The sequence below is a fragment of the Mesorhizobium sp. M4B.F.Ca.ET.089.01.1.1 genome, assembly GCF_004022605.1.
Classification (GTDB): domain Bacteria; phylum Pseudomonadota; class Alphaproteobacteria; order Rhizobiales; family Rhizobiaceae; genus Mesorhizobium; species Mesorhizobium abyssinicae.
In genome coordinates, this window is record NZ_RZOS01000198.1 from 1 (window position 1) to 10013 (window position 10013).

The window sequence follows — 10013 nt, forward strand, 5'->3', positions numbered from 1 at the left end:
ATCCAGGGCGCCGGCGGCGGCACGAGGTCACCGATCACCGTCTGGGCCAGTGCGAACAAGCCGCCGCCGCCGGCGCCCTGGATAGCGCGTCCGACGATAAGCACCAGCATGTTGGGCGCGATGGCGCTGACCAGCGATCCGGCGAGAAAGATCAGGATAGCCGCGTAGAGGGTTGGCCGGCGGCCATAGACATCGGAGATCTTGCCATAGAGCGGCGCCATCGCCGTTGCGGTGAGCAGATAGGCGGTGACAATCCACGGCAGATATTCGGCATGGCCGAGCAGACGCGCCATCGTCGGCATGGCCGGGGCGACGATGGTCTGGTCGAGCGCCGCCAGCAGCATCGACAACAGCACGCCGCCGATGATGGCGTTCTTCTCGCTCTCCGTCAGCGGCGACGTCGCTGCAATTGTCGCCGGCTTGTCGACAGCCTGATCCATGGTCTCGTTCTCTCGTGGGCTTGCGCGCGCCTCTGAGGGAGGCGGCCGGCTCGGCCGGTGCGACGACGCAGCCGCCGCGTCGATTGGTTGTCGTGCCTTTCAGGTTCCGCCTTTGCGAACCTGACATATGTCGTTCCATATAGGCCGATTTCGACGGGGGCTCGAAAGTTTTTGCCGCCTGGCACTACGCTTCGGCGAATTTGGCTTGCGCCATGGGCGCCCTGGTGCCGGCGAAATCAGGCGGGCGGCAGCTGGCCGGTCTCGATGCGCTCGAGCCGGTAGCGCAGCAGCCGCAGGATGCGGCTTTCGAAGTTGACGCTCTCGACGCGGTCGAACCGCACCTGGTCCTGGTCGTGCCTTGCGAGCTCGGCCGCGGTGATCTGCACGGCTCTCGCCTTGACTTCGGCGCAGGTCTTTTGCGGATAGCTCGCCTTCAGCGCGTCCTCCAGCTGCCTGGCGTGGTTCTTGGCGATCTCGACATGGCGTTCCTCGTGCCGCTTGATGTCGGCCGACAGCGTGTTCCAGAACAGCTTCACGTCGGCATCGGCCTTGCGCGAACTGCGCCATTCCGGAAGAATCACCTTGACCCTTACAGTCACAATGGCGTCGGCGACCCGGCAGGAACCCGGGCTTTCCGCATAGCTGACGCGGGTGGTGAACGCCATCTGCGTCGCGCCCGGGTGCCGCGAGCCGGTGCTCTTCACCTGCGGGCCGTGCTTGGAAAGCTGGGTCTCGATGTCGTCCAGCGTGCGGCCGCCAATGGCGAAGTAGCTGTAGGTCTTGACCAGATTGGCCGCGCCGGCGGGCAGGGCGGTCAACGCGAGAACCAGGGCGCAGGTAAGCGAACGTTTCATCATGTTGCCTCTTCGGCCACCTTGCTTTACGGCCGCTCTCGGCGCAACGGATTTGATTTCCAGCGGATCACAAGATGGTTGACGGACAATGACGACGAGGCGATGGCAGCTGGCGCATGGACGCCATCTCGACCTTGGCGGCAAGGCAGTCGTCGTCGGCATCCTCAACGTCACGCCGGACAGTTTTTCCGATGGCGGGCTGTTCGCCGCGCGCGACACCGCGCTCGCCCAGGCGCGCCGCATGGTTGAGGAGGGCGCTGCCGTCATCGATGTCGGTGGCGAGTCGACCAGGCCAGGCGCCTCCGCCGTGACCGGCGAGGAAGAGCAGGCGCGTGTCCTGCCGGTCATCGAGGCGCTCGCCGGTTCCGGCGAGGCGCTGATCTCGGTCGACACCTATCGCGAGGACACCGCGCGCCTGGCCGTCGCCGCCGGCGCGCATATCGTCAACGATGTCTGGGGCCTGCAGCGCGAGCCGGGCATTGCACGCGTCGCCGCCGAAACCGGCGCCGGCCTCGTCATCATGCACACGGGACGTGGCAGGCAGAAGCTGCCTGACGTCATCGACGACCAGCTTTTCTTTCTCCGCAAGTCGCTGGAGATCGCGCGGGCCAGCGGCGTCGCCGACGATCAGATCGTGCTTGATCCCGGCTTCGGCTTCGCCAAGGAAACGGCCGAGGAGAACCTCGACCTGATGGCGCGGTTTACCGAGCTTCAGGCGCTGGGCCACCCATTGATGGCCGGAACTTCGCGAAAGCGCTTCATCGGCGCCGTGACCGGGCGGGACGCCGCCGAGCGCGGCGCCGGAACGGCGGCCACCAGCGTCATTTTGAGATTGAAAGGCGCGCATCTATTTCGCGTCCACGATGTCGCAATCAACGTGGATGCGCTGGCGCTGGCCGATGCTATGCTGGCGCGTGAAACCGACCCGTCCGGACGCTGAGCCATGTATGTCATCCGCATGAAGAACTGCGCCTTCTTTGCCCGGCACGGCGTGCTGGACGAGGAGGAGACGCTCGGCCAGCGTTTTTATGTCGACGCTGCGCTGACCGTCGAGCCGGGCCGGGCGCTCGTCGAGGATTCGATCGAGGACACCGTCAACTATGGCGTCGCCTTCACGGTGATCGAGAAGATCGTCACCGGGCACCGGCGTTTCCTGATCGAGGCGCTCGCACTGGAAGTGGCGAAGGCGCTGACGGCGCGGTTTCCGCAGATCAAGCGGGCCGAGATCACCGTGCGCAAGCCCAACGCGCCGGTGCCAGGCGTGCTCGACCATGTCGAGGTGACCGTTGTCTGGCCCGAATAACACGGTCTACCTCAGCCTTGGCGGCAATCTCGGCGATCCCGCCAAGTCGATGGCGGCCGCGCTGCGCCTTCTGGATGGCGACGACAAGACCAGCGTCGTCGCGGTCTCCTCGCTCTACCGCACGCCGCCCTGGGGCAAGCTCGACCAGCCCGATTTCCTCAATGCCGCCGCCACGATCGCGACCGGGCTTGCGCCGCGCGAACTGCTCGATCTTTGCCTCGATGCGGAGCGTCGGCTGAAGCGGGTGCGCGAGGAACGCTGGGGGCCGCGGCTGATCGACATCGACATATTGGTGTTCGGCGACCGCATCATCCACGAGACCGGTCTGGAAGTGCCGCATCCGCGCATGCTGGAGCGTGCTTTCGTGCTCGCGCCCCTGGCCGAGATCGCGCCGGAGCTTGCCATCGGCGGCAAGAGCGTGTCGGAACGCCTCGGCGCGGTCGATGCGTCCGGTATCGAGCGCCTGCCGTCGGGTCGGGATTGGTGGCTGGCTTAGGAACTGCCGACCGACGCCTGCAATCCGGCTGAAATCAGCCGGAAAATCCGCCGCCGTCGAGGAAGGCCTGTTCCTCCGGCGTCGTCTCGCGGCCGAGCATCCGGTTGCGGTGCGGGAAGCGGCCGAAGCGCTGGATGATGTCGCGGTGCTCGACCGCATATTTCAGGTAGGCCTGGGCGCTGGTGGAGGTGAGCTCCACCGACCGCGCCTGGTCGACAAGCAGCTCCGAATGCTCGAACGGCAGATAGAGGAAGAAGCGAATATCTTCTTCCAGCGCCAGGTCATGGCCGGCGGCGATCGCCTTGCCGGCGAAATGGCGCGCCAGCGAATCGGTTGCGTACATGTGGCCGGTGCCGCGAAAGCAGTTGCGCGGAAACTGATCGAGCAGGACCATCAGCGCCAGCGAACCGTCGGCGTGTTGGCACCAGTCGTCGCACTCGCGCCGGGCGGCGGCGTAGTGCAGGTCGAGGAAACGGGATCGGAAATCCGCGTCGAAGGCGTCGTTCTTCTCGAACCAGGCGTCCTCGCCGGCCTCACGCCAGAATGCGGTGACGGTGAGCGCCCGTTTGTCCAGTTCAGCCATCTATTCCTCCGCAGGCTCGGATTTGCTTAGCACGCCGGCGGTCTCCTCGTTGAGCGCCTGGCCGGTGCGGCGCGGCGGCGTCAGCGGCGTTGGGATCGGCGTGCCGATATTGCCCTTCAGGAAGCGCTGGCCGGCGCGCACGCCTTCGGCCAGTTGCATCTCGAAGCGGGCGGTGTCGCGACGGCGGAAATCCTCGATCACCTCGGCGACGTCTTCCGGGTCGACGCCCAGCGCTTCGAGCGCCGAGCCGCCGAAGACCAATGCCGATTCGAAGGTCTCGCGCAGCTGGTAGTCGACGCCGGCGCGGATGAGCTGCAAGGCAGTGCCGCGGTCGAAGGCACGGGCCAGGATCGTCACCAGCGGGAATTCGGCCTTGATCAACTGCGCGATGCGCACCGCGGCTTCCGGCTTGTCGACGCAGATCAGGACTGCGCGCGCCCGCCCGGCGCCGGCTGCGTGCAGGATATCCAGCCGCGTGCCGTCGCCGTAATAGACCTTGAAGCCGAAATCGGCCGCCGCCTGGATCATCTCGACCTCGTTGTCGATGATCGAGACATCGATGCCGCGCAGCAGCAGCGGCTGGGAGGCGATCTGGCCGAAGCGGCCGAAGCCGATGATGAGCACGCTGCCGGAAAGGCCTTCGGCGACGTCGACGCCGTCGAGCGACTGCTCGTCGCGCGGCGTCACATAGCGCAGCGCGATGATGGCGAGCGGCGTCAGCACCATGGAGATGATGACGATCGCCGTCAGCGTCGCGTTGGCCTGGCCGTCGATGATGCCGACCGCCGCCGCCGCCGAATAGAGCACGAAGGCGAATTCGCCGCCTTGCGCCATGAACACGGCGCGTTCCAGCGCCTCGCGATGACCGGTCTTCAGCATGCGGGCGACGACGTAGATGCCGAGCGCCTTCATCACCATGTAGGCGACGACATAGATGGCGACCAGCCGCCAGTTCGCGACCACGACGTGCAGGTCGAGCGACATGCCGACGGCGAGGAAGAACAGGCCGAGCAGGATGCCGCGGAACGGTTCGATGTCGGCCTCGAGCTGATGGCGGAAGGTCGATTCGGAAAGCAGCACGCCGGCGAGGAACGCGCCCATCGCCATCGACAGGCCCGAAAGCTGCATGGCGAGCGCCGATCCCAGCACCACCAGCAGCGCCGCTGCCGTCATCACCTCGCGGGCGCGGGCCTCGGCCAGGATGCGGAAGAACGGATTGAGCAGATAACGCCCCGCCACCACCAGGCCAACGATCGCGGCAAGGCCGATGCCGACCTCGGTCAGCCGCTGCGACAGGCTGGTCTCGGCGCCGCCCGGCGCCAGGAAGGCTATCAGCGCCAGCAACGGCACGATCGCCAGGTCCTCCAGCAGCAGGATCGAGACGATTCGCTGGCCCTTGGGCGTGGCGATCTCGCCGCGCTCCTCAAGCAACTGCATGACGATCGCCGTCGAGGTCAGGACGAAGCCGGCGCCGGCGACGAAGGACTGCGCGATCGGAAAGCCGCCGGCGAGCCCGACGCTGGTGAGCAGCGCCGCGCAGACGCCGACCTGCAGCGCGCCAAGGCCGAAGATCTCGCGGCGCAGGCCCCAGAGTCGCGACGGCTGCATCTCCAGTCCGATGATGAACAGGAACATGACGACACCGAGTTCGGCGACGTGGAGGATGGCTTCCGATTCGGAGAAGATTCCGAGGCCGAACGGGCCGATGACGACGCCTGCGGCGAGATAGCCGAGGATGGAGCCGAGCCCCATGCGCTTGAAGATCGGGACCGCGACCACGCCGGCCGCGAGCAGCGCCACCACCTGGATAAGATCGCTGCCCGATGCTTCTGCCGCCATGCCTCTTGTCCCTGTGTTCAGCAGCACTCCTTGCATGCAGTTGGAGCCAGAGGCAAGGGTGGGAAACCTACCAGGACGGGCAGGTGCCGTTGACGCGATTCCTCTGGTGGAACAATGGTCTCCGCTTGCCTGTCGGACGATCGGCATCTATATCTGGTAAATGCTTGACCATTCGTCCCGCCCGTCTTCGCCGACGCATATTCCGATGGATGCGCTCAGCGAAGTTCTGCAGGACTTTCGCTTGAGTGGCGTCAACTACGGCCGTTGCGAGCTCCGGCATCCGTGGAGCATAGACTTTCCGAAACAACAGCTGCTGCGGTTTCATTTTGTCGGCCAGGGTCCATGCTGGATTCACACCGAAGCGCAGGGCTGGCAGGAGTTGCGCAATGGCGATCTGGTCTTGCTGCCGCAAGGCATCGCCCACCGGCTGGCGAGCGCGCCGGACGTTGAAGGCGGCTCGCTCGAAGGTTGCCAGGTAATCAAGCTGGGCGGCAATGTCTGCGAAGTGGTTCGGCAGGGAACGGGCGCGACGAGCACTCTTTTCTGCGGCTCCATGGCCTTGGGCTCCTGTGCGCTCAACCCATTGATTACGTTGATGCCGCCTGTCATCAAGGGTTGCGACGTGGCTGGGAATGACCCTGTCGTCGGTCCTCTGCTGGCGGCCATGACGGTGGAGGCCGCGCAACCGCAGATGGGCAGCGCCACGATCCTGTCGCGTATGGCGGACTTGCTAACGGCCCGGCTCATCCGCTGCTGGGTCAATTGCAACGGCGCGTCGACCACCGGTTGGCTCGCAGCCATCCGCGACCCGCATATCGGCCGCGCTCTGGCAGCCATGCACCGCGACCCCGGCCATAACTGGACGCTGGGAAGCTTGGCGAGCGTGGCAGGCCAATCGCGCTCGATTTTCGCCGAGCGCTTCAGCGCTGTCCTGGGGGAAGGCGCCGCACACTATCTCGCCCGCATGCGTATGCAGCTTGCCCGCGAATTGCTGGGCCAGAACGGCTTGTCGGTTGCCGAAGTCGCTACCCGTTTGGGCTACGATTCCGAGGCATCCTTCGCTCGCGCGTTCAAACGCATCACCAATGTTTCGCCGGGCGTTGTGCGTCGCACAAATCCCGGACGAATAGATATGAATTTCGGATTCTAAGGTACATATCATCCGGGCGGACTTGCCTATCTAAGATCTCCAATTTTTGGAGATTCTTCCGTGACTGACACAACATTACAGCTTGAAGACGCAGCGATCGGCCTTGATGCCGATGCGCCAACCGCGTGGGGCGCAGCCACCTGGTTCGCGGTCATTTCACTGGCGGCCACCAGCTTTGCCCTGGTGTCCGCCGAATTCCTGCCGGCCGGTCTATTGACGCCGATGGCGCGCGATCTCGGCATCAGCGAGGGAACGGCCGGACAGGTCGTCACCGCCACCGCTTCGGTCGGCGCCGTGACGGCCATGCTGAGCAATGTTCTCATCGGCCGATTGAACCGCAAGACGGTGCTGATTGGCCTCATGGCCCTGGCGGTCGCTTCCAATATTCTTGCGGCGCTGGCGCCCAATTTCTGGCTGCTGTTGCTTGGCAGAGCCGGGCTCGGCATCGCGCTCAGCGCGTTCTGGGCGCTTTCGGTTGCCGTCGTGGCAAGGCTGGTTGGCGCCAACGCGACAGGTCGAGGCATGGCTATCGTCACTCTTGGCGTCTCGCTCGCCACCATTGCCGCACCCTCGATGGGAGCGCTGATCAGCGACTGGCTGGGATGGCGCAGCGCCATGGCGATGACAGCGGGGCTGGCGCTGGTTGCCATGCTGCTGCAGTTTCTCAGCCTGCCGACCTTGCCTGCAAGTGCAAGCAATAGCCTTGCCGACGTATTTCGGCTGACACGGCGGCGTGGCATTCAACTCGGCATGCTTGCCATTGTCTTGCTCATGACCGGGCATTTCGCCGGCTCAGTCTATGTGCGCCCCTTCCTCGAACACGTGACGCTGCTTGCGACCGGGCCGATAGCGCTCGCGCTGCTTGGATTTGGCATCGCCGCAGTGGTCGGAAACATTGCCGGCGGCCGCTTGGCCGATGCCAATATCCGCACGGCGCTCGTGATCACCGCTGCGTTGATGGCGTTTGCGGCGCTAGCATTGGTGCTTTGGGGTGTGCACATCGGCGCTGCCTTCGGCTTCGTTACGCTTTGGGGCTTGGCGTTCGGCATGGGGCCGGTGGTGCTGCCGACTAATCTGTCGCGTGCGGCACCTGACGCGCTGGAAGCGGCGGGCAGCCTGATGGTCGTCTCTTTCCAGGTCGCCATCACCATTGGCGCGGTTGTCGGTGGCTATGTCGTGGACAATTACGGCGCTACGGCGCCCCTGACGCTTACTGCCATCCTTGCCGCATCGACGGCTCTGCTGGCGCAGCTACAGCCTCGCAGCTGAACCCTGCGTCGACCATCGTGGCGGCCAGGCTCCGGGCCGCCGCGATGTTGCAGCCGCGTTACACAAGTTTACGTGATGCACGCGTTGCGTGTTGCCACAATCGACGGCTAAGGGACGCTCGGCTTCGGCCATTGGGAGGTAGCGACCACCGCTGCCTTTTTTGAGGAGATGACTGACATGAAGAAGTTTTTGCTCGTCGCCGTGGGTGTTGCGGCGCTTGCCGGTTCGGCCTGCTCGAAGGCGCCTGAGTGCACCGCCGAAATGGCGACCAAGAAGGCGCAGGACATGACTGCCGCGCTGCAGGAAGCCATCACCAAGGATCCGTCCAAGGCAGCCGACCTGTCGGCCAAGGTCCAGGCTGTGACGGACAAGTACAAGGACGCCTCGACCTTGGCCGAGGCCTGCAAGGCCTATGACGAAGTGACGGCCGCCATCAAGGGCTGAGCGTCCAAATCGAAAACGATCGAGGCGGTGGCCTGGGGCCGCCGCCTTTTTTCTTGCGGAGTAGTGGATCTCAGTTCGGCGCGATCGAGCCGACTTCGACGGTGTCTACCCGCTTCAGGCTCATGCCGATCACCGGCACCAGCTGTTTGTTCACGCGCACGGCGACCGTCACCGTCATCGAATTGTCGTCGGGGATGCGCGCCTGCATGACGCCGTTCAATTGATTGCGGTTGATGGTGAAGACGACCTTCTGGGCGTCGACGACATTGCCGCCGATGATGTCGAGCCCGTTTCCGGACGATCCACCCATGAAGTTGCCCTTGTAGTCGCGACCCTTGCGTTCGACGGTAGCGGACATCTTCTGCGTGAACACGCCGACGCGGCAATCGCCGTCGAGCGTCATGCCTGTCTTGCCGTCGGGCGTCGTACCATTGAAATTGCAGGTGAATTTCGTGCCCTTATACTTGCCGGCGACGATTTCGCCCGGACCGACCCACTTGCCCTCGACCGACCGGAAGAACTGCTTGTCGGGTTCGGCTCCAAGCGCTTTTCCGGCAAGGGCCAAAGGTGCCACAACCGCGACCGCAAGAGGCAGGACGCTGTACAGATTTACACTTTTCATAGACGACACCCGGCAGCAAGAACGCTGTTTGCTAGACGTGTCAGACCATGAACAAGATTGGTTAATGCTTCGTCACTTGGCGGCGCCGATTACTTGCCGGGGGCCGAAGTTTCGCCATCTTTCCTGGCCGCGAACGATGTCAGCGCGGAGAGGAAATCGCTCAGTCCAGGCCGCCTGGCGGCGATAAAGGGCAGGGGCCGCGCCGTTTCCATCGCCGCTATGCCGATTCGTGCCGTCATCATGCCGTTGACGACGCCCTCGCCAAGCTTCGCCGAAAGCCTCGCGGCAAGCCCATGGCCGACGATCTGCTGCACGAAACTGTCGCCGACGGCGATCGAGCCGGTCACCGCCAGATGCGCAAGAACGCTGCGCGCCAGCCGGAAGAAGCCAAGCGTGCCCGGCCGGCCGCCATAGAGCTCCGACAGGCGGCGGATGAGTCGCCCGGCCTCGAACACCACGTAGGCGACATCGACGAGGGCGCGCGGGCTGACCGCGGTCACCAGCGACACGCGCTTTGCCGCTTCGAGGATCATCGCCCTGGCGCGGGCATCGAGCGGGCCGAGGATCTCGGCCTCGGCGAGCCGCACCAGATTGCCACCGTCGATGATCTCGCCGCGCAGTTCGGCGAGCGCGCGCCTGCCGGCCGCGGTCTCCGGCTTGGCGGCGACGAAGGCTGAAAGCTCGTCGACAACGGACCGCGCCGCCTTCGGGTCGTCGCGGGCGACCGCGTCGAGCGCCCGCCGCTGCAGTTTTTCGACCTCGGCCAGGCGGGCAATCGCCAGGAATTCGCGCACCAGGATGGCTACCAGCGCCAGCACCGCGATCGCCGCCATGCCGGCGGCCAGCCAGCCCAGCCATTCGGCGCGTTCGAACAGGTCGCGGATGAGCTGGTCCGTCCATAGGCCGACCGCCAGCGAAACCAGCACGCCCACGGCACCGAAGAACAGGCGGGCGAGCAGGGAACGGCTGCGCGGCGCGGTCGCCGGCGGCGGTTCGGCTGCAACGATGTCGGG

At 65.1% G+C, this 10013-nt stretch carries 12 protein-coding genes; 6 read left to right on the forward strand and 6 right to left on the reverse strand.

Translation table 11 applies throughout. The features are described 5' to 3' along the window. Together EN780_RS18850 and EN780_RS18855 are read right to left on the reverse strand one after the other, a co-directional pair. A partial coding sequence (locus EN780_RS18850) for an MFS transporter (protein ID WP_128274971.1) occupies nucleotides 1-440 on the reverse strand: 440 nt, incomplete at its 3' end. A gap of 236 nt (nucleotides 441-676) precedes the next feature. After that, a complete protein-coding gene (locus EN780_RS18855) occupies nucleotides 677-1297 on the reverse strand; it encodes a DUF922 domain-containing protein (protein WP_128274972.1) in 621 nt (206 codons plus the stop codon). A gap of 85 nt (nucleotides 1298-1382) precedes the next feature. On the opposite strand from EN780_RS18855, the gene folP reads away from it, so the two are divergent. From folP to folK, 3 genes are read left to right on the forward strand one after another with little or no spacing between them, the layout of a single operon-like run. Then, on the forward strand, nucleotides 1383-2234 hold the full coding sequence (gene folP, locus EN780_RS18860) for a dihydropteroate synthase (protein ID WP_127392999.1): 852 nt from the start codon (nucleotides 1383-1385) through the stop codon (nucleotides 2232-2234). Between the two features lie 3 nt (nucleotides 2235-2237). Further along, nucleotides 2238-2597: a dihydroneopterin aldolase gene (folB, locus tag EN780_RS18865; RefSeq protein ID WP_127286302.1), complete on the forward strand. Its 360-nt coding sequence runs from the start codon at nucleotides 2238-2240 to the stop codon at nucleotides 2595-2597. After that, nucleotides 2581-3093: a 2-amino-4-hydroxy-6-hydroxymethyldihydropteridine diphosphokinase gene (gene folK / locus EN780_RS18870; protein ID WP_127393000.1), complete on the forward strand. Its 513-nt coding sequence runs from the start codon at nucleotides 2581-2583 to the stop codon at nucleotides 3091-3093. Before folB ends, folK begins: the two co-directional genes overlap by 17 nt. Nucleotides 3094-3127: 34 nt before the next feature. On the opposite strand, the gene EN780_RS18875 is transcribed toward folK, so the two are convergent. Continuing rightward, nucleotides 3128-3676 carry a DUF924 family protein gene (locus tag EN780_RS18875; protein WP_128274973.1) on the reverse strand — a complete coding sequence of 183 codons (549 nt, stop codon included), beginning with the start codon at nucleotides 3674-3676 and terminating at the stop codon, nucleotides 3128-3130. Beyond that, complete coding sequence (locus tag EN780_RS18880) at nucleotides 3677-5515, reverse strand: monovalent cation:proton antiporter-2 (CPA2) family protein (RefSeq protein WP_128274974.1); 1839 nt, start codon at nucleotides 5513-5515, stop codon at nucleotides 3677-3679. Nucleotides 5516-5675: 160 nt separating this feature from the next. Here EN780_RS18880 and EN780_RS18885 point away from each other — a divergent pair, with 160 nt between their 5' ends. The 3 genes from EN780_RS18885 to EN780_RS18895 all read left to right on the forward strand — a co-directional run bounded on the left by EN780_RS18885 (nucleotide 5676) and on the right by EN780_RS18895 (nucleotide 8378). After that, nucleotides 5676-6665 (forward strand): AraC family transcriptional regulator, encoded by a 990-nt coding sequence (locus EN780_RS18885; protein WP_127286307.1) that lies wholly within the window; start codon nucleotides 5676-5678, stop codon nucleotides 6663-6665. A gap of 60 nt (nucleotides 6666-6725) precedes the next feature. Further along, the gene (locus tag EN780_RS18890; RefSeq protein ID WP_128274975.1) at nucleotides 6726-7934 is read left to right on the forward strand and encodes an MFS transporter; all 1209 of its coding nucleotides are present in this window, start codon (nucleotides 6726-6728) and stop codon (nucleotides 7932-7934) included. A gap of 177 nt (nucleotides 7935-8111) precedes the next feature. Beyond that, nucleotides 8112-8378: a hypothetical protein gene (locus EN780_RS18895; RefSeq protein WP_126054776.1), complete on the forward strand. Its 267-nt coding sequence runs from the start codon at nucleotides 8112-8114 to the stop codon at nucleotides 8376-8378. A 70-nt stretch (nucleotides 8379-8448) separates the two neighbouring features. On the opposite strand, the gene EN780_RS18900 is transcribed toward EN780_RS18895, so the two are convergent. Continuing rightward, nucleotides 8449-9000: a hypothetical protein gene (locus tag EN780_RS18900; protein WP_127286309.1), complete on the reverse strand. Its 552-nt coding sequence runs from the start codon at nucleotides 8998-9000 to the stop codon at nucleotides 8449-8451. Nucleotides 9001-9089: 89 nt separating this feature from the next. Further along, the coding region (locus tag EN780_RS18905) for a TIGR01620 family protein (protein WP_128274976.1) at nucleotides 9090-10013 on the reverse strand (924 nt) is incomplete at its 5' end.